Here is a 17,893-nt window from a genome sequence, read left to right as displayed (position 1 = left end):
TTTGAGATTACCCTGCTTTTGGCCTTTCTACACTTACCCTCCAGTCATCACCAAAATAAGTCTTCATTTCATTGTCCAGTAATGTTTTTTTATCATGATCACCTTCGTATTTGAGAATCAGCATTGAGGCTACAAACCGCAGGCTGCTTTGTTCCCGTATTGAAGGGTCCATTAATTTTGCTATGTCGAGGCATTTCTCAAAATACCTTATCATTTTATCTTTTGTCAGTAGAGTATCATTCAATGTTCCAATGATTCTATAACATTCAATAGCCATCGCATATTCTCCTATCTTTTGTGCGGCTTCAGCAGCTTTTTCAAATATTTTTTCTGCTTTGGATTTTTTGGAATTTCCTAACAGATGGCTACCGTAGTTCATATACATCTGAACTTCCAAAGGCGAGTCAGGTTCTACTTCATCAAATATGGTTTGGTAAGTATCTTCTGCCCTGTCTTTTTTTTTGTCGGCTGTATATGCCTGGGTAAGCATAAAATAGGCAGAGATCTCTCCTTGTTTATTTTTTTGTTCTTTAGCCAGCTTCACTGCTGTTTTCAAGGCGTGTTCCGCTTCTTTGAATCTTTCTTTGCTTAAATGATTACTCGCTATAAGAATCTGCTGCTGAAAATCTGTATCCGGGCTGTTTTTCTTCCGGTTAGTATGCGCTGCCGTATTCTGCATTAACTGATGAATATCTACTTCTACCCTGAAGCTGTGCGATGAAGAAATTCGTGATAACGTTCTATAGGTATGATGCTCTGCCCAGACCAGTTTAATATCTTTATTTTCCGAGATTTCACACATCCTGCACCATTCTTTCACCCAGAGAGACAGCTCTTCAGTATCGCTTATCCTGAGCGGAGCAATGTAAAGGTAGATTTTGGAGTCCTTAATATTCGGGAAGTTTTTCTTTAATTCCAGCAAAGGATAAAATGCTTTGTACGCATCAGTTTTAAAAGCCTGTTCCGGATCTTTTAAGTCCCATTGCGGAATATCTTCTTCACTTTTTTTCAACATTTCGTAGAACTCTGTCCATTCATCCAGTAAAGTCTGTCCGAAAGAACTCATCCCGTTAAATTCCTGATAATGAAGTAAAAAAATATCATCTCCTTCTTCATCTTCGGAAAGTTTCGACTTGATAAATCCGTCAAAAAGATCGGTTTCATGTTTTTCTCCTATGCAGATGAGCATAGGTTTTTCTTCGTTCTTTGAAACGACTTTCTGCCATTGTCTTTTTAATTTTACCAACTCCAAATCTACTGGATTCATCTGCTTTTAATTCAGTTTTACAGTTCCACTTACAATATTTGTTTCACTTCCGCCGCCTACATTTATTTTTCCTCCACTGCTGAGATTGGCTTCGGTATCTCCTCTCATAGAAAGGGTTTTGGTTCCGATATTCAGGGTATCCGATTTTATTCCGATTCCGGAAGTAGGATCACCATCTTCAGGACCTACTCCAACGCCGATACTTGTAGTTCCGCCAACTCCGATGTTAACCCCTTGTACAAATATTTCTTTTCCTTTGATTTGAATATTTCCATCTTTATCCATATAAATAGAACTGCTTCCACAGCTCAGGGTAATGGAAATTTTACTATCTATACTTATATTTCCTGCACCATCCAGAAAAACGGAATTTTGGTCTTTATCTCTTACCGTAATTCCTCCGGCATCATCCAGACTCATGGTATGTCCGCTTTTACTGCTCAAGCTTTTGATGTTATTTCCGGTTCCGCCGCCGCCGCCAACTCCGCCATGGAACATTCCTCCCATCACGAACGGACGGTCAGGATGCTGATGGGCAAAGTTGACCACTACCTGATCTCCTTCTTCCGGAATAGCCATAAAGCCACGGTTTTTGCTTACTTTCTCGCTTCCACCACCATCGGGAGTCATTACCCGGATATATTCTGTAGTGGTAGAGCCATTCTGCCAGTCAAACTGAACTTTTACTCTTCCTTGGTTCAAAGGGTCTGTATTAGAAATTACTTTGGCAAATTGTGCATCTGCTTTTGGTATATGAAACTCCGGACGGGGAATAAATCCTGTGTCAGAAGCTATTGCCTCAAATGTTCCGGTATAATATCCTCTTGCATCCACCTCATGATACATATCTATAATCATCAGTTTGGTGAAATAGGTGGTTTCACTGCTTTCTGCTTTCCGCATTTCAATATCAGCAATACAGCCAGGATACAGGAATGGTACTGTTGTAATCCCTGAAATAACAAATACTTCTGAAGCTTTACTTCCTGCTGTTCCTTTCTGAGAGTTCTCCACATCCATAAAAGACACTGCTTTTATTGGAGCTACCCTTAATGAAGGAGTAGTAAAAGTTTTTTCTGAAATTTCATAAGCTCTTTTAGCAATATCTGAAGTATGGGTAATTTTAGAATTCCCTGCTGTTAATTTTTCATTTTTACTGCTGTTATATCCATAAAATGACGGATTTACGTGCTGCGCTTTCATTTTGATCTTTACGTCACTCACACTGCTTCCGTAGGTAAGTTTTACAGGCTTTTCCTGGGGTGGAAGTTTCCCGAAATGCAGAACTTCACCATCATAATAAAATTGTTCTCCATATGCTTCTGCTATTCTTGCCAGATAGTTGTAATGGGTTTCTTCATATTGTGAGCTATATGAAATGTTTCCGTGTGCGGCATCAACTCTGAAATCAAAGGAATTCTGTCCAAGCCCTTCTTTAATAACTTGATCTGCAATACTGTTCAGGCTGATTTCCTGTGCTCCGCCAAAACTCTGAATGTGAGGAGCTGCATCTAAAAGAACAGTGGGACTTGACCCTGTAAGAACAATATTTCCCAGACTTCCTTTTTCCTGACTGAAACCTACTTCGGTGATGACCCCTACAAAGTTTCTTTCAGGACCGTCTTCAACGTCTTTGTATCTGAAAATCACTGTAATTCTTTTTCCCAGAAAGTTCTGAGCTTCTTCCAGATTATGATTTTCCGAGCTTCCCAGAGTATCGTGAGCCAGCATAAGATCGAACTCATGATGTTTTACAGCACTTTGTTTTAGCTGAAAATGTTTGAAATGTTTGATTACTTTTCCGTCAATTACAATTTCAAGCTTTATCACACGGTTGATTCCTGCTACCTGATTACCAGGGATTGTATTGGCGTTATAGATCCCGGAAGTAGGCTGTTTTGACCATACTTTGTCTTCTACCAATGTAGGTGGATTAGGCTGTTTAACCTGGTTCATAAACATTTGGGAACCGCTTTGAACCATTCCGGTGTAAGCCTGTGCCTGAACCATTTTTTCTGTAGCTTTTTTAATAGTCCCACTAGATTTCTCCTGTACTTTCTGGGCAGCTTTGCTTACTGCCTGATCTTTGAGAGTATCTTTTAGATTATTTACAGCTGGAATTTTATCTTTGGAAACAGGCATTTTTGATGAATGATCGTCCTGAAACATAGTTGTAATATTTTGATTGATTGGGTGTCAAATTTTTAAGGCTAAAATCTACCTGAGCAAAAAGTTCAGATACATTTTCGTTATCCGTTTTCATTACAAGAATAAAATCCGGATAAGGAGATCAAAAACAGGGTATAGAATAATAAGTAAAAAGGTAAAGCAGTTGTATCTACTTTACTCCCTGTTGAATTTTAGGTTTTTCTTTAGTTTATCGTGATGATAGGCAAATTGTAATCATTATTATTTTTTTTGTAGTTGATTGGTGGTATTACAAAGATAAAACGCTAATCTCTATCCAAAAAATTTTCTATAGGTAATCTTAAATTTTGTAGTAGTTCTACGACTTTCCATTAATAATTCCAAAATAAATGATTAAAAAATAGAAATAAATAACTCTTTATCAAATGGATATTTAACAGTTTTTAATAAATAAAAACAAAAAATTTATCACTTAAAATAGAAATAAGATAAAATAATACCGAAGTTCAACAATAAAAAAACCAGCTGCAAATAATGAATTTACGGCTGGTCTTTATATTAAAAAATTAAATCGTTTTTACTGTTTTCTCAATTCTGATACTTTTTTCATATAAACATCAGTCTGATCCAGAAATTCCTGATCGGTCTGCTGTATCTGAATGTGAGGAATGATTCCCTGCCCTCTTTTTTGGTCGGGAAGATTCTGTGCATCCTGAATGACATGCACAATAGAGAATCCGGTCTGAATACCGGTATTGGGAAGTTCATATACCAGTGGAAGATGGCCGTTATGCTCATAATATCCACCCACTGTTTCTTTCCCAATTACAATGGCATTGGTGTAAGATTTAATCAGTGAAGCCAGATGTGAAGCTGCAGAAGCAACGCGTTGGTCGGCAAGCAGATAAAGCTGTCCTTTAAAAGTTCTGGCATTAGGCAAAATTGCAGGGTTTTTATCATCAGCCCAGTAATATTTTCTTTGAACCCCCTTTGGATAAAGCTGTTTCAGATAGGCATTCAAGCCATGTTTATCCTGTACTCCATTGGAAAGAAAAAGAGATGTTATGACCAGTTTCTCTTCCATAGGCACTTCATTAAAGTTGGTATAGGCATATTGACTGTCACGGAAAGGTCTTGGTGTAAGGTAAGAGAATACTTTTTCATAAAGGGCTCCCGTACCTCCGGTATTTCCCCTGAGATCAATGATCAGGTTTTCTATTTTTTCTCGTTCCAGAGTGTCCATCATCTGCTCAAGAAAAATACTGAATTTTTTATAGGCAGGATCGTCTTTCCCTGTGGCAAAATCAAATCCTCTCAAGGACAAACGATAGATTCCATCTCCTTCTTTATTCAGGCTGTATTTTTCAGACAGCAGTTTTTTGTCAAAGGCAAGCGAATGTCTTGAATCCTGAAGTTTTTTAAAGTTTTCCAATGATATTCCCGGCAGCGACACTTCTTTTATGGTTCCGTTCCATTTGTAACTGATGACATAGTTTTTATGAGTTCCGAATTCGATATAAAATTTATCCATCATTCCTCTTTCAAAACCTGTTGTTTCTTTATAAGGAACTGAATATCCGTCAGAAAAATAATATTGAGAAAAGCGGCTGATCATTTCTTTTGCAGAAACTCCGTTGATGGAAAGTATTTCAGCACCCAGAGGTAATTCATTGTCTTTTGAGTCCTGAAGAAGACGTCCGTCAATATTCTTTAAAGTAATAGGTAAATATTCCGGTTTCTGTGTGAGATAATAAGAGGCATGATTGGGAAGATCTGTATAGTTATGACAGCTTCCTTCAAATCCGGTAACCTTTGCAATTACCTTATAAAAATCAAAAATATTTTTGCTGTTTCTTGCTTCTTCCTCAGCCTGTTGGTAAATACTGTCAATTTGCTTTCTTGTTCTATATACATAAAGTCCGGAGTTTGCTTTTTCTCTGATAGAACGGAATGTATGAAGATCTTCTACCAACTGATCCGGAGTAAACTGCCCCTCCAGAACTGACACCTTTTTGGATTCTGTAATGGAAACTTTGGCCGTTTTACTTTTTTCAACATAAGATTTGGCCCAGATTTTAAGTTCATATTTTTTTCCTTTTTCCGGGGTAAAATAGAAGCGTTCAACGCTCTTTATCCCTCTGGAATCATCCTGTTCTTTTACCTTTTTTCCATCTGTAAACAGGGCAACTCCAAGATTAGCATCTGCGGACTGTACAGAGATCCAGGAAGCTTTATGAGATTGGGGAGAATATTTTAGAGTATCTCCCGGTTTCAGCTCTGAATGGGTTTGTGCATAGGCATTGTTTAGAAAAAATAAAAGAGGAATGATGAAAGGTCTGGTCATTATTATTTTTTGAATAGGCTAATATACAAATTAACCCCAACGGATTGAAACTCTTCAAAATCCCGTTTCAACTTATAGTTTCACACTCAGCTCCTGAACTTCTTCGGCAGAAAACCCGTAGATCTGTGGTGTTTTTACATCCAGAAGATTCAGATAGATGTATAATTCTGCTCTGTGATGAATCTCGTGTTCTATCATCGCGCGGAGCCATTTCCATACGGAGATTTCACTGTTGGCCGGAGTTAAACATTTACGGGTAAGATCTTCATCAGAAAGATCACTGATAATTTCCAACGTTTGTCTGTGCATCTCATTGAAAAACTTCACGGTATTTTCATAGCCATCAGCCAGTTCTTTTCCACATCCCGGATAAGCACTTTTCTTTCCTGTAATGGTTTCTCCATACATATAGCGTTCTATAGTGGCAATATGTCTTATCTGATCACCAATAGTAAATTTCCCGGGCTTATAGGTAAAATCTATGTACTCAGGAGGAACAACTGCAATAATTCTGTTGGTTCTTTCTCTTATTTTTTCATAATAATCAATGAATGATTGTACTGTTTTTATTTCCATATCTATTGGGACTTGTCTGATCTGTTTGGTAGGATGAATGTAAGAAATCTAATGAGAGAAATTTTTGATTTTATTATAAATTATTCATAAAAATAAAAAAAACACCCAATAAGTGAGTGTGAAATTTGGCTGCTTATTAAATATCCAATATTTTAGTTAAAAATAACCATGATGAAAATAGGAATTTGCTTGTGCATCATTCTATTAGGCTTTAACAATATCACTGCCCAGTCAGCAAAAATTGATACTGAAAAGCTTCTTGAATATTATGAAACACAGCGTTATGCCGATGCTGCAAAATATCTTCAAAGCATATATCCCGGAGATACACAGGATATAAAAGCTCTTTCGCAAATAGCTTACTGTAATATGATGGCAGGAAAACTTCCGGAAGCAGAAAAAAATTATCTAAAAATCAACACCATACAACCGAACAGCCTGCCTACTCTATTTAGTCTGGCAAGCATCAATTCCAGACGTGGCAATGCAACCAATGCCAAGACCTATCTTCAACAAATTATTCAACTGGACAGTCTCAATTTCAGTGCTTATAAGCAACTCGCAGCCTATGCAGACACTCCTGAGTCCAAACTCAATTATTTAAAAAAAGCTAACTCTCTGAATTCTACGGATGCTGATGTGGCTTATGATCTTTCTCTCACCTACAATGGTTTGAAACAATACCAGCCTGCGTATGATGTTTTGAAAACAGCCATTGCTTCTGACCCTGAAAATTTCACTTTACAACAGGCGTTATTACCTGTAGCCAATCAACTTGCCCAATATTCAGAAGTAATTGAAATTGGTGAAAAGCTCCTGAAAAACCATACTGATGTGAATATAATAAATGATATGGGACAAGCTTATTTTTATGTAAAAGATTATCAGAAATGCATCAGCCTTTATAAAGTACTGGAAGATATGGGAGTGCAAAACGAAGGCACATTATATTTTATGGCTTTAAGTTATCGTGAACTGAAAGATTATAACAATGCTGCCATCTATGCACAAAAGACTATTGATGAAGCTATTTCAGATCATACCACTCTTTATTATGCAGCTCTGGCGGGCATTTATGAATCCAAAAATCAGTATAATGATGCGTTAACAGCCTATAAAAGAGGATTAACTTTTGGCAGCAGTAATATTATTTATTACCGTTTAGGTCTTCTTTATGATTTAAATCTGAAACAGCCTAAAAATGCAGCCATCTACTATCAGATGTATCTTAAAAACCGTCCGGATCAGGAAAAGGAAAAAGATCAGATTGCGTATGCTAAGGCCAGGATTCCTGTTTTAAAATAATAAAAAATCCGAGTCATTTTGTGATTATAGTCACAGGTGAAGCATCTTATGAACGGCTAATTTTGTACTCAACAAAAAAATAATATTTATGGACAATATAACCCAAAATGTGGCGGAACAGTTTATTCAATATTTAAATGAAGAAAATTTTGATAAGGCAGAAAGCTGTCTTGATCCTGATTTTAAATTTATCGGAGTATTGGGAAAAAGGGATAATGCTTCGGTTTACATCAAAGATATGAAGCAGATGAAGTTTAAATATGAAATTCTGAAAGCTTTTACATCTGGCGAAGATATATGTTTCTGGTATACTATTGACATGGGAGAGCAAGCGATAGAAGCTTCCGGATGGTACCAGATCAAAGATGGAAAGATTCATTCATTAAAAGTTTTGTTTGACCCAAGACCTTTATTGGATAAATAAAAAATGCTGAATATTACATTTAAGCAAAAACTAAAGGGCAAATTTAAAATACTGTCCCCATTCTTATGTCTTAATCGTCATGTAAATAAAGAATCTGATTATGAAAGAATTTGCATTAATCTTCAGGCTGAAAGATATTTCTGATTTTAAACCCTCCCCGGAGCAGATTCAGGAACGCCTGAGTTGGCTGGGAAGCATTGCTGCACAAAACAAACTTGTAGATAAGGGGAATACTCTTTTGCCCGCACCGGGAACTGCAAAAACGGTAAAACCGGATCATATTGTAACAGATGGTCCTTATACTGAAATCAAGGAATTCATCAGCGGATATATTATTGTACGGGCAGAATCTATTGATGAAGCAGTAGAAATGGCTAAAGGAAATCCTATTTTTAAAATTGGAGGAAATATTGAGGTTCGTGAAATTCTGAAGATCAATTAAATCCAGCCTACTTTTTTTCTCCAAACTGTATATTCAACATTTTTATCATCTATTTCCGGAATGTCTTCAGGTTCCGGAATTTTGTTGATTTCTGCCAATGCTAACGGCGGAAGGTTTACTTTTTCACGTTCTTCGTTTAAAGCTTCTTTGTTTTCTACAGGATATACCATTCCATCAGCGGTAAGCTGTGTTCCATATCTTTGAGGTTTGCTTTGAAAGAACTGAATCCGGTCGTATAAATAAGCTTTATGTATCGGACTAATATCACTGCTGTTTTCCTCCATCATGGTACAGCATTCTTTCATAAACTGAGGCTCACTAATAGCGTGCTGGATAATCAGCCATGCAGCATTGCTTCCTTTTTCACCGACTTTTGAGAGGGTTGGAAATCCTATTTCTGCTATAATTTCCCGAAGCCGATGGGAATTAGCTTTATGAATCTTTTCCATCTCGGGATGGTAACCTCCGGATAGTTTTCCAGCAGCGAGCAGCTCTCCTCTTACAGTCAGATCTTTCTCAGCAAGTTCGATCAGTTCTTTTTCAAATGGGAATTTGTCCATACTATAATAAATGATAATTGGTTGTTGATAAAGGATAGTCCTCAGCTGTGCTTATTTTAGTTTTACATCAAAACTCTCTCAAGGATAAAACGCGCTCTCATTTCTACAGTAACTTTCGGTACTTCAATGACAGTAAAGCCATATTCCTGATAAATTTCTTTCATACATTCAAAAGTAAGGGCCGCTTTTTCAATGGTTTGTTTTCTTTCCGGATCATTTTCATAAATCTCTTTCCATGGGGGAAGAATAAAAACATGGTTATTATAAACCATTTCTCTGGCTTTTGTTATCATTACTTCCGGAACAGGAATATTTTCAAGCCTCATATACCCCAGCGTATCCCATATTCCACGGTCAAAGAAAACGGGTTTCAAATGGGCGGATTGATTGATTTCCAGATAGGTTTCCACCGATTCTTCAAACATCAGACTGGCAAAAAGCTTTTTGTTAAGCCATGGAAGTCCTTCTCCACCGGACTCCATCTGTTCTTTTATAATTCTCCTGCCTTCCTCCGGAACTGTTGTCAATCCGTATTTGTTTAATTCATCCAACAGCGTTGTTTTTCCCGCTCCCGGACCGCCTGTAATGATATATAATTTTGAAATATCCTGCTTCATCGGTTTGAATTATTTTTAAATACAGCCCGAAACCTCAGGTTTCCTGCAGGGCTTACTTGTTATTTTTAATGATACTTTTATAGGTGTAAATACGATCTTCTTCCCGGTACATATTACACAATATCAAGAGATTATCCGTATTGTATTTTTCTGAAACCTGTTGTAATTTCTGCCCCACAGACTGTGGCGTTTCTATGATAATTCTTTCTAAAAAGGTGAAAAACTCATCTTCATCTTTAGTTCCCAAAACCTTCTGCTCTATGACTTCGGGAGAAAGAACAGCATTGGGACTGACTAATTGACGGGATTGTAAAAATTGGTAGGCCATTCCATAAGCATTCCGTCTGGCTTCTTCAATAGTAACTGCTACTGATACCGCAACTGCCAACTGCAAAGAAGGTTGCGAAAAATATTGAGTGCCATCAAATTCTTTAAGATAAGCTTCTGTATTTTCCATTCCGTTCTCACTGTTCATAAAAGCAGCGAAAGAATACCCTGTCCCATGTTTAGCAGCTTCTTTTGCTGAAGTCATTCCTGATCCCAGCCACATGATTTCAGGAATATACTGTAAATGGGTAGGCTGCGCAATAAGTCCTTCATAAATTCCTTCTCCATCACGGATCAATTGAATAATCTCTTCCAGTTTCGTTTCCATGTTTGATAAAACTACCGGTTTATGATTATTAAGTGCCATGACAGCATCTTTCAAACCTCCGGGAGCTTTTCCCAATCCGAGAATAAAACGTTCAGGATATAAGGTAGACAGCATTTTTGCCCATTCCGCAATTTTATAGGCAGAATAGTTTCGCATCATAATTCCGGCTGTCCCTATTTTGATACGGTGGGTTTTACTGAGAATAATTGCTGCTAAAAGTTCAGGACTGGAGCTACCATAGGCTTCTACTCCATGATGTTCGGAATACATGATGCTGTGAAAGCCTGTTTCTTCAGCCAGTAAAGCAAGATTGACACTGTTCTCCAGTGCAGAGGCTGCATTGCTGCCCATTGTTACAGGAGACTGGTCTAAAATCCCTAATTTCAGCTTCATACTACAGAATAAATTTTAGGTGAAGGTATGAAAAAAGGGAATATACTCTTCTTATTCTTTAGGCGGAAAAACAATTCCTTCATCTTTGATCAGGTCGTAGCCAAACTGCATAATGGTTTCAATAACCGGAATGGCTTTTTTCCCTTTCTCTGTAAGACTGTACTCCACTTTCGGCGGTACTACGGGAAATACTTCACGATGGATCATATCTTTGGCTTCCAGTTCGCGCAGCTGGCTGGTCAGCATTTTGTCTGTAATATGAGGAATATCCTTTTTAAGTTCACTGAAACGGAGGGGTTTCTCCTGTAGTCGCCACAAAATAGGCATTTTCCAGGTTCCTCCAATATGGCTTAATGCGAATTCAATTGGGGTATAATAGAGTCTTTTATCGTGGAAAAATTGAGGCATAATAATCGTTTTTTTATTGACACTATCAAAAAGGTAAGTATAGAACTAAAAGGTAAGTATATAGTTTTCTGATAGTCTATTCTGCAAATTTGCAAAAAAAATAATGAAAATGAACAGAAATCTTTATGTACTGGCACTTGGTGTTTTCGGAATCACAACCACAGAATTTGGAGTTATTGGTGTATTGCCTGAAATAGCTTCAGCGTTCCGGGTTTCCATTGAAAAAGCTGGATGGCTGTTGAGTGCTTTTGCGTTAATCGTTGCTGTTTTCGGTCCTTTTATGCTGCTGGCACTGTATTCTTTCAAAAGAAAAAGTCTGCTTATTTTTTCGTTGTTAATTTTTGTGACAGCGAATGTTCTTTCGGCATATATCACTCATTTTTATCTGCTTCTTGCTGTCAGAATGATTCCTGCATTTTTCCATCCGGTATACTGGTCAATTGCTTTATCCACAGCAGGAGAAATGTTAGATCCCAAAGAAAAGTCAAAGGCCGTAAGCATTATTTTTTCGGGACTTACCCTGGCTACTGTACTAGGTGTTCCATTGGCTGCTTTGATGTCTGATCTGTTTTCCTGGCAGTCTTCTTTTTTGCTTACGGCTTTTATTAATGCGGTCGCTCTGGCAGGTGTTTGGATCTATTTACCACCTATTCAGAGTAAAACCGGGGCTTCAACAGGATTTCCGGGTCAGATATTTCGTAATAAACACTTGTGGATCGGGCTTTTCCTTGCATTTTTCACTATTGCTGCCATGTATTCTACTTACGGTTATATGGCTGATTTTTTAAAGAATATAACGCAGATGAATGGAAAACAGATCAGCCTGATGCTTTTCTTATTTGGGATGGCAGGAATTATTGGGAATAAAATTGCAGGAAAATATACGAGCAGGTTCCCGTTTCAGACAACCCTTTTATTTTTGATCGTATTATCCGGCATCCATCTGTTGATCTGGTATTACGGGAGCCATTTTGTACCTATGATCTGGATTGTTGGATGCTGGGGACTGGTTCATTCCGGAGGATTTCTGATCAGCAATATCAATGTGACCTCTTCTTCAGATTCTTCTGAGTTTATCAATAGTATTTTTACTTCTTGCGGGAATTTCGCTGTAACAGCAGGTACACTTTTCGGAGGATTCTGGATTGCTCATTATGGCATCGAAAATATAGTGTGGTCAAGCATTATAGGGTTGATTCTGGCTCTCATCATGTTACTTATCAAAAGAAAATATTCAGAAACTAAGCTTTAATACAGAAAAAATAAAACCTTCCGATGTTCGGAAGGTTTGTTTATAAGAATCTTTATGCACATCTGAGGTCACCACAGCCTCCGCCGCCGCCGTTTCCATTTTTATAATAACATACTGATGTAGGGCAGCCACATGCAATACATTCACTTTCTGCAGCCGGACGGCCTCCAGTGATTGACTTTAAATTCTTTCTTTCGATTTTCTTTAAATTTTTCATAATAAATAAGTTATTAGTTTGAAAACCTAATTTAATAAAAAAATCATTGAAGATACTTACTCGTGAATGTTAAATAGTATTAAATTAAAATCCTGTCTAGAATTTAAGTGCATTCAATTGGCTGAATTCCTCCTTTTCATAGATCTTTTCAATGTTACCGTTTTGCAGAAAAGCGATTTTATCACAGGTATGAAAAAGAGTTTCAATAATATGGGAACTTACAATGACTATTTTGTTTTCGGATTTCAGCTGTCTGATAATATCATAAAGGATGTGAACGCCTTCAAAATCTACCCCATTGAAGGGTTCATCCAGGATATTAATAGGTTTATCCAGCATCAGCATTCCGATAAGAGCCAGTTTTTTCTTCATTCCGCTGGAATAGTACTGCACATATTTTTTCATCGGAAGATTAAATTTTTCAATAATTTCCTTGATTTCAACTTCTTTTTTTGAAGTAAAATAAGCAAGATATTCTTCTCCCGTAATGTAAGGGTAAAAATAGTTTTCGGTTTCCAGATAAGAAATCATTTCACGCTTCAACCGTTCGTTCTTCCAGATAATATCTCCGGAGAATGGAATACTTTGATACAGAGACTCGAACAGAGTGGTCTTTCCAGCTCCATTTCTCCCAAGCAGTCCCAATATGCAACCTTCTTCAATGGATAGGTTCAGATGGTTTAAAACATTCTGATTTTTAAAATGAACATGTATATTTTTAATCTCCAACATAAGTTCTGATATTTTGAGATGCTTCTTTTATATTTTTTTTCAACAGGAATACCGCTGGAATAATGATGATACTGCATATGATATACTCAATAAAAACACCTATCGTATAGTAATTGCTCTTTTCTTTATGATGATAATTCTTATATTTTCGGGTCAGAATCAGCATAAAATACAGGTTCATAAAGGCAAAATAATAAAGTATGTATAAACTTTCAGCAGGGTTCAGAATCAGAAACAGACAGTATGTTGGCAGCAGTAAAGCATTGAAAAGCAGAGAATTTCTTCTGAGTTTCTCTTTTAAAGTATATTTTTTGAAATACATTTCCAGCATTTCTTTATTTTCATTAGGCTCGTAAAGATGTGAGATATAATCCAATGCAAAAACTCCCGCAAGAATAAGAGTCACAAGGTGATAAGCTGAGCACCATAGAATGACGAATCCCAGAACTGCCAGCAAAGTGTTTTTTCTCAGAAAGCTCTTCCATTCAAATAAATCATCAGGAATAAAGTTCCACTGAAATGTCATCAAGGGTTGGGTTCTTGGAGTGATAAAAGCCAGTAAGACAAACATCGGCAGTGAAAGTAATGCGGTTTTCTCAAATGTATAATGAATATTTCCGCATAGCAAAATACTGTAAATGAATACCGCTTCCAGTACAATGACCCACCGCCAGCTTTTGACAAAGACTTTTTTAAGGAAAGGAATGTCCTTTCTTTCATAGTGAAACAGTAATACCAGTATAAAAAATAAAGGTGGATAATAAAAACTTTCGGGCATCTTCATGGCCATCAGAACGCCCAGAATAATCAGAACAGGTACACCCGCTCTCGGATTCAGGTTTAGCAGCCTGAAACTTTGATAAAATCTGAATCTTAAATGGTTAAATAATTTATTCAAGGTTTTACAGTTATCTTTTAATCCTCTATTTTAATTTAAAGGTAAATGCTTTTTAAGGGATACTTCCTTATTTCAAATCCTGATTTTTACGTAAACGTTTGTCTTTGATAATAGTTATTACTACAAAATAAATCAAAAGCCCCAGCATATGACACCCTGATAAAACAAGCAGAAAAAACCACCAAACAAGACCTGTTCCTCCACTGCTGTCATAGATTAAATGATAATATAATACTGAATTGTATAAGCAGAACAGTATCATATTAAAACCACCAAACTTCCGATTGTGCCAGAAGGTTACAATAATGACCAAGAAACAAACGATCGAAACCGTATACAAAAGCTGGTTATCATTCATGATGGTCAAACTATTTATCACTTGTTTTAAATTTCACCAAAAGCGTTTCATCTCTCAGGGGATACCCGTCTTTAGAAGCGAAACTTTTGTTCGTCAGTACAAATTCATACTCCTTCCCCGGTTTCAGATCTGCTGAAAGAACCAATGTGCTGTTATTATTTTCCATTCCTATTATTTTGGTAATTGGAAAATACTCTTTTCCTTTATCGGAAAGATTAATGGAATAGCTTTGGGGAACCATTTCTTTTGAAAAGGTAATTCTTATTTCTTTGGTATCAGCACTTACATGTACGGAACCGTTTGCAGGTTCTGTTTTTACAACATAGGGTAAATTTTTCTCATATTCTCTGATCAGTTTTTGCTTATCAATTTTTTCTTTGAAAAATTTTGATTTGGTGAGAAAGTCTTCAACAGCTTTATCATTATTGTAATTCAGTTCAATAATATCTTTTACTGCCTGTTTTTTATCTTTTGCGTTCTGGTAGTAGGATTTAGAGATCTCATACCCTACATAATATCCCAGATCGGCACTTTCTCCTTTTTTTCTCCCGTTATACAGCCAGTTTGCAAAATTACCAGTAAACATTTCTTTTTTAAACAAATCCTTCACCTCAGCGGCATGTGCTGTTCCATAAGACAGGTATTTTCTTTCTAAAGGTTTATTCATGACCAGTTCAGCAATCAGATCGCATACTCCTTCTTTGATAGATTGGCTTAGAACTCTTCTACGGTCTCCAATCTGCTGGGTATGGATATATTCATGAACATTTAAAGAGACAATATTATCCAGAGACTGCATTGCAAAAACACCCTTCAGCCAATCATCCTGAAACTCTGAAACATCTGTAGACGAAAGTCCGGTAGCAAGCTCAGCACCTACCAATACCTTATTTCCACTTACTGTTCCTCCGGAATTAAGTCCGCCTATCGTAAAATACATCTCAGCTTCTTTAAGTTTGGGATAGAGTTCCTTCAGCCTGACAACGCTGGCTTCCAGTTCATTTGTTTTGGTTTTTATCGCCAGGGTATTGGGTCTGATAGAATTCCAGAACTTAGGGTACTTATCAATGAGGTTTACAAATACAGTATCATTATAATCTCTGGCTTTCATAAAGGCTTTTAAGCCTTCTGTTCCTTTGTCTGTATACAGTTTTTTTATCAAATCCAGTTTTTGGGCCTGATCATTTGTCTTTTGAATGCTGTCATAGGCCACCCAAAAATTGTCAATATCTGAAGTAAAAATTTTAGTTGATTTCTGTGAAAAAGCACTTGCAAATACAAGTGAAAAAATGATTGTAGTGAAACTTTTCATGGTTCTTTTTAATATCACAATGATACACACAATTATTATATTTCACAACAATCATTTTCCAGTATAAACACTGTATATTTCAGAAGCAGAGACGCTAAAAATCTATTGCAATAACTCTACAAAAAAGAGGTCAGAATAGGTATTCCGTCATTTATTTATATTAATTCCAAATAATTTTATTTCTTTCCATTTTTATTGTCGTAAATATTTAATACTTTAGCTTAATAATTTGAACAAATGGGAATAATCCTTAAACCAATTGATATTGTAGATGACATTTCACAAGAAGATTTCCGTGAAAAATATCTAAAGCCATGTAAGCCAGTGGTAATCAAAAATATGGCTAGAAAATGGCCTGCCTACCAGAAATGGACGATGGAGTATATGAAAGAAGTGGTTGGCGACGTTGAAGTTCCCCTTTACGACAGTTCCAAAGCAGATCCTGCCGCTCCTATTAATACTCCGACTACGAAAATGCCTTTTAGCGATTATGTTGATCTTATCCAAAAGGAGCCTACTGATCTGAGAATCTTTTTCTTTGATCCTATAAAATTTGCTCCAAAACTTTTGGACGATTATGTTCCGCCAAAGAATCTGATGGGTGGATTTTTAGATAAATATCCGAGTATGTTTTTCGGAGGTAAAGGTTCTGTAACCTTCCTTCATTATGATATAGACATGCCTCATATTTTCCACACCCACTTCAATGGAAGAAAACATGTCATGCTATTCGAATATAAATGGAAATCAAGACTTTATAAACTCCCATATGCTACCTATGCACTGGAAGATTATGATATTTCCAATCCTGATTTCGAAAAATTCCCGGCATTGGATGGTATTGAAGGAATTGAATGCTTCCTGGAACATGGAGATACATTATTCATGCCTACAGGATGGTGGCACTGGATGAAATATCTGGATGGATCTTTCTCTATTTCTCTGCGTGCATGGGACAAAAGCTGGGCTGTAAAAGCACATTCTCTTTGGAACCTTGCCGTGCAGCGTAATTTTGATAATTTCATGAAAGGACGATACAAAAAAAGGTATATGGACTGGAAAGAAAGAAAAGCTGTAGAAATTGCTAATAATGCATTAAAAAGAGGACTTCCTAAATAACAGGAAGAATTTATACTCATAAAAGAGGATGGTTTATTACAATCATCCTCTTTTTTGTTTAGAGACTTTAATTTTTTAAGATATCGTTTAAAATTTAATTAAATTGCATACTGCGTTCCCTTAATACCCAGTATATGTTTGAAAAGTTAATCGATAGTTTTGAGAAGCTGTGTCTGCAGATTATTATTGAAATATTGTTGGTTCCGGTTACCATTTTCAAATTGTTTCAGGATCCCCGCCGTTGCTATGATCTTTCTGTACATGAGATGGAAAAAGAAGAGATTGAACGGTTCCAGGATCACCTATCACCTATCAAACTTTCCGTTTATACCTCTGTTATTATCTCTGTACTTCTGATGGATTACGGTGGTGAACACAATATTATTTCAAAGATCAAGGGATTAAGCATGGTAGAAAAAGCCCTGTTTGTATTTCTGATGAATAATATTACTGCAGTACTATTCAGTGTTGCCTTATTATGGTACAAAAAGGAGAAGGTAAATACAGTTGCTTTCCGAACCCTCCTTTTTTCTTTCATTTATACAACCGTATATACATCTACTCCATTTTTTATAGTGATCATTTCGGCCATGTTTTCAGGGCAGACCATTAATGTGGAATCTTATCTGGATCATCTTGGGAAAGTAACCAGCTATGAAACCAGAGATTATATCTTTTTTATAGCTTTCCTTGCTTTTATTATCATTAGTTTTATTGGTGTTTTCAAACTTTTCAAGGCTTTGCATTACATTCTGAAGAATAATTTCAGTTATCATCCTTATATCGTCTGGTTTTTCACGCTGTTGTTTTTCGTTATACAGCTGTATTATGCAAGAGGGTTTATTTAAAAAATGCACCAATCTGTT

The 17,893-nt window shown here is 36.6% G+C and carries 18 protein-coding genes; 6 read left to right on the top strand and 12 right to left on the bottom strand.

What is annotated here, in order from left to right:
• Positions 1 to 7: 7 nt before the first annotated feature.
• The 4 genes from AC57AW_RS11585 to AC57AW_RS11570 all read right to left on the bottom strand — a co-directional run bounded on the left by AC57AW_RS11585 (position 8) and on the right by AC57AW_RS11570 (position 6,335).
• Positions 8 to 1,267, bottom strand: coding sequence for a tetratricopeptide repeat protein (locus AC57AW_RS11585; RefSeq protein ID WP_496352001.1), 1,260 nt, complete (start codon positions 1,265 to 1,267; stop codon positions 8 to 10).
• A gap of 6 nt (positions 1,268 to 1,273) precedes the next feature.
• A complete protein-coding gene (locus tag AC57AW_RS11580; RefSeq protein WP_496352000.1) occupies positions 1,274 to 3,436 on the bottom strand; it encodes a type VI secretion system Vgr family protein in 2,163 nt (720 codons plus the stop codon).
• A gap of 556 nt (positions 3,437 to 3,992) precedes the next feature.
• Positions 3,993 to 5,759, bottom strand: coding sequence for a S41 family peptidase (locus tag AC57AW_RS11575; protein ID WP_496351999.1), 1,767 nt, complete (start codon positions 5,757 to 5,759; stop codon positions 3,993 to 3,995).
• A gap of 72 nt (positions 5,760 to 5,831) precedes the next feature.
• The gene (locus tag AC57AW_RS11570; RefSeq protein ID WP_496351998.1) at positions 5,832 to 6,335 is read right to left on the bottom strand and encodes a DinB family protein; all 504 of its coding nucleotides are present in this window, start codon (positions 6,333 to 6,335) and stop codon (positions 5,832 to 5,834) included.
• A gap of 171 nt (positions 6,336 to 6,506) precedes the next feature.
• Between AC57AW_RS11570 and AC57AW_RS11565 the strand changes: the two genes are divergently transcribed.
• The 3 genes from AC57AW_RS11565 (at position 6,507) to AC57AW_RS11555 (ending at position 8,506) form a co-directional block, all read left to right on the top strand.
• On the top strand, positions 6,507 to 7,640 hold the full coding sequence (locus AC57AW_RS11565; RefSeq protein ID WP_496351997.1) for a tetratricopeptide repeat protein: 1,134 nt from the start codon (positions 6,507 to 6,509) through the stop codon (positions 7,638 to 7,640).
• Between the two features lie 88 nt (positions 7,641 to 7,728).
• Positions 7,729 to 8,064, top strand: coding sequence for a nuclear transport factor 2 family protein (locus AC57AW_RS11560; RefSeq protein WP_496351996.1), 336 nt, complete (start codon positions 7,729 to 7,731; stop codon positions 8,062 to 8,064).
• A 100-nt stretch (positions 8,065 to 8,164) separates the two neighbouring features.
• Complete coding sequence (locus tag AC57AW_RS11555; RefSeq protein ID WP_496351995.1) at positions 8,165 to 8,506, top strand: YciI family protein; 342 nt, start codon at positions 8,165 to 8,167, stop codon at positions 8,504 to 8,506.
• On the opposite strand, the gene AC57AW_RS11550 is transcribed toward AC57AW_RS11555, so the two are convergent.
• From AC57AW_RS11550 to AC57AW_RS11535, 4 genes are all read right to left on the bottom strand, one after another.
• Positions 8,503 to 9,066, bottom strand: a complete 564-nt coding sequence (locus tag AC57AW_RS11550) for a DUF6624 domain-containing protein (RefSeq protein ID WP_496351994.1) — start codon at positions 9,064 to 9,066, stop codon at positions 8,503 to 8,505. The genes AC57AW_RS11555 and AC57AW_RS11550 overlap by 4 nt on opposite strands.
• A gap of 62 nt (positions 9,067 to 9,128) precedes the next feature.
• A complete protein-coding gene (locus tag AC57AW_RS11545) occupies positions 9,129 to 9,683 on the bottom strand; it encodes an AAA family ATPase (RefSeq protein ID WP_496351993.1) in 555 nt (184 codons plus the stop codon).
• Positions 9,684 to 9,735: 52 nt separating this feature from the next.
• Positions 9,736 to 10,731, bottom strand: a complete 996-nt coding sequence (locus AC57AW_RS11540; protein ID WP_496351992.1) for an MsnO8 family LLM class oxidoreductase — start codon at positions 10,729 to 10,731, stop codon at positions 9,736 to 9,738.
• 51 nt (positions 10,732 to 10,782) lie between these two features.
• On the bottom strand, positions 10,783 to 11,139 hold the full coding sequence (locus tag AC57AW_RS11535) for a winged helix-turn-helix transcriptional regulator (RefSeq protein WP_047384292.1): 357 nt from the start codon (positions 11,137 to 11,139) through the stop codon (positions 10,783 to 10,785).
• Positions 11,140 to 11,248: 109 nt separating this feature from the next.
• Here AC57AW_RS11535 and AC57AW_RS11530 point away from each other — a divergent pair, with 109 nt between their 5' ends.
• On the top strand, positions 11,249 to 12,391 hold the full coding sequence (locus AC57AW_RS11530; protein ID WP_496351991.1) for an MFS transporter: 1,143 nt from the start codon (positions 11,249 to 11,251) through the stop codon (positions 12,389 to 12,391).
• Between the two features lie 52 nt (positions 12,392 to 12,443).
• On the opposite strand, the gene AC57AW_RS11525 is transcribed toward AC57AW_RS11530, so the two are convergent.
• From AC57AW_RS11525 to AC57AW_RS11510, 4 genes are all read right to left on the bottom strand, one after another.
• Positions 12,444 to 12,608, bottom strand: a complete 165-nt coding sequence (locus tag AC57AW_RS11525) for a bacteriocin-like protein (RefSeq protein ID WP_496351990.1) — start codon at positions 12,606 to 12,608, stop codon at positions 12,444 to 12,446.
• Positions 12,609 to 12,704: 96 nt separating this feature from the next.
• Entirely contained in the window at positions 12,705 to 13,340 is a 636-nt protein-coding gene (locus AC57AW_RS11520; RefSeq protein ID WP_496351989.1) for an ABC transporter ATP-binding protein, read from the bottom strand.
• A complete protein-coding gene (locus AC57AW_RS11515; protein ID WP_496351988.1) occupies positions 13,327 to 14,238 on the bottom strand; it encodes a hypothetical protein in 912 nt (303 codons plus the stop codon). Before AC57AW_RS11515 ends, AC57AW_RS11520 begins: the two co-directional genes overlap by 14 nt.
• A 368-nt stretch (positions 14,239 to 14,606) precedes the next feature.
• Complete coding sequence (locus tag AC57AW_RS11510) at positions 14,607 to 15,908, bottom strand: Ig-like domain-containing protein (RefSeq protein ID WP_496351987.1); 1,302 nt, start codon at positions 15,906 to 15,908, stop codon at positions 14,607 to 14,609.
• 237 nt (positions 15,909 to 16,145) lie between these two features.
• Here AC57AW_RS11510 and AC57AW_RS11505 point away from each other — a divergent pair, with 237 nt between their 5' ends.
• Complete coding sequence (locus AC57AW_RS11505; protein WP_318847837.1) at positions 16,146 to 17,027, top strand: cupin-like domain-containing protein; 882 nt, start codon at positions 16,146 to 16,148, stop codon at positions 17,025 to 17,027.
• A 134-nt stretch (positions 17,028 to 17,161) separates the two neighbouring features.
• Positions 17,162 to 17,875 carry a hypothetical protein gene (locus tag AC57AW_RS11500; RefSeq protein WP_496351986.1) on the top strand — a complete coding sequence of 238 codons (714 nt, stop codon included), beginning with the start codon at positions 17,162 to 17,164 and terminating at the stop codon, positions 17,873 to 17,875.
• Positions 17,876 to 17,893 lie beyond the last annotated feature (18 nt).

Source organism: Chryseobacterium sp. BGA-UO-ETr-SB22 (assembly GCF_059567885.1).
The sequence above is the reverse complement of the archived record's forward strand: the minus strand, read 5'-3'. Positions and strand labels throughout refer to the sequence as shown.

Excerpts from the sequence above, each read along its gene's own strand:
- AC57AW_RS11585 (WP_496352001.1), bottom strand. The coding sequence starts at position 1,267 with ATGAATCCAGTAGATTTGGAGTTGGTAAAATTAAAAAGACAATGGCAG.
- AC57AW_RS11580 (WP_496352000.1), bottom strand. The coding sequence starts at position 3,436 with ATGTTTCAGGACGATCATTCATCAAAAATGCCTGTTTCCAAAGATAAA.
- AC57AW_RS11575 (WP_496351999.1), bottom strand. The coding sequence starts at position 5,759 with ATGACCAGACCTTTCATCATTCCTCTTTTATTTTTTCTAAACAATGCC.
- AC57AW_RS11570 (WP_496351998.1), bottom strand. The coding sequence starts at position 6,335 with ATGGAAATAAAAACAGTACAATCATTCATTGATTATTATGAAAAAATA.
- AC57AW_RS11565 (WP_496351997.1), top strand. The coding sequence starts at position 6,507 with ATGAAAATAGGAATTTGCTTGTGCATCATTCTATTAGGCTTTAACAAT.
- AC57AW_RS11560 (WP_496351996.1), top strand. The coding sequence starts at position 7,729 with ATGGACAATATAACCCAAAATGTGGCGGAACAGTTTATTCAATATTTA.
- AC57AW_RS11555 (WP_496351995.1), top strand. The coding sequence starts at position 8,165 with ATGAAAGAATTTGCATTAATCTTCAGGCTGAAAGATATTTCTGATTTT.
- AC57AW_RS11550 (WP_496351994.1), bottom strand. The coding sequence starts at position 9,066 with ATGGACAAATTCCCATTTGAAAAAGAACTGATCGAACTTGCTGAGAAA.
- AC57AW_RS11545 (WP_496351993.1), bottom strand. The coding sequence starts at position 9,683 with ATGAAGCAGGATATTTCAAAATTATATATCATTACAGGCGGTCCGGGA.
- AC57AW_RS11540 (WP_496351992.1), bottom strand. The coding sequence starts at position 10,731 with ATGAAGCTGAAATTAGGGATTTTAGACCAGTCTCCTGTAACAATGGGC.
- AC57AW_RS11535 (WP_047384292.1), bottom strand. The coding sequence starts at position 11,139 with ATGCCTCAATTTTTCCACGATAAAAGACTCTATTATACCCCAATTGAA.
- AC57AW_RS11530 (WP_496351991.1), top strand. The coding sequence starts at position 11,249 with ATGAACAGAAATCTTTATGTACTGGCACTTGGTGTTTTCGGAATCACA.
- AC57AW_RS11525 (WP_496351990.1), bottom strand. The coding sequence starts at position 12,608 with ATGAAAAATTTAAAGAAAATCGAAAGAAAGAATTTAAAGTCAATCACT.
- AC57AW_RS11520 (WP_496351989.1), bottom strand. The coding sequence starts at position 13,340 with ATGTTGGAGATTAAAAATATACATGTTCATTTTAAAAATCAGAATGTT.
- AC57AW_RS11510 (WP_496351987.1), bottom strand. The coding sequence starts at position 15,908 with ATGAAAAGTTTCACTACAATCATTTTTTCACTTGTATTTGCAAGTGCT.
- AC57AW_RS11505 (WP_318847837.1), top strand. The coding sequence starts at position 16,146 with ATGGGAATAATCCTTAAACCAATTGATATTGTAGATGACATTTCACAA.
- AC57AW_RS11500 (WP_496351986.1), top strand. The coding sequence starts at position 17,162 with ATGTTTGAAAAGTTAATCGATAGTTTTGAGAAGCTGTGTCTGCAGATT.